The organism is Neisseria sp. P0021.S006, from assembly GCF_051956895.1.
The window spans coordinates 1-616 of record NZ_JBQCWZ010000857.1 but is presented as its reverse complement, the minus strand read 5'-3'; the positions used below and the strand labels follow the sequence as shown (position 1 = coordinate 616).

Below are 616 nucleotides of genomic sequence, written 5' to 3'. Positions count from 1 at the left end.
GTACGCGCCATAATCACAAAGTTTTCATCAACACGGGCATCTACGGCAGCTTTGATAAGCGGTCAACCATTTCATCTTTAGAAACGATGGCTTTGTTCGGACGGTGGCCGCAGCGTTTTTGCGCTACCTGATCTTCGATGTGAACCGCTGCAACACCAGCGCGTTCAAAGTTGCGAATAGTACGGGCAATATTGAATGCACCGCCCCAACCTACATCGATGTCCACCAGCAAAGGCGTATCTACGTTGTCCGTAATACGTCGCGCGTCGATCAGCACATCTTCCATTGTGGTAATGCCCAAATCAGGGATACCGCAAGAGCAAGCTGCCACGCCGCCGCCAGACAGATAGATTGCTTTGAAACCGCTTTGGGTGGCCAATCGTGCAAAGTAAGCATTGACGCAACCGACGACGGCAAGAGGGTTTGATTCTTTCACGGCTTGGCGGAAACGTGCTCCGGCAGAGTGTTGACTCATCATATTTCTCCTTTATAGACTTTTTTCATCAGTATTAATCGGACGGCTCGGTTTTTTCACAACTTGAAACAAACCGTTTAAAAAGAAACAATCGTTCTAAAAACTGTTTTTAGACGGCCTGTAAAATTTCAATCATTAACC

1 pseudogene is annotated in these 616 nt (G+C 47.2%); it reads right to left on the bottom strand.

The annotated features are described in order from the left end of the window. Window positions 1-475: pseudogene (locus ACTHUM_RS17525) on the bottom strand (isocitrate lyase/phosphoenolpyruvate mutase family protein); the annotation flags it as partial. Window positions 476-616 lie beyond the last annotated feature (141 nt).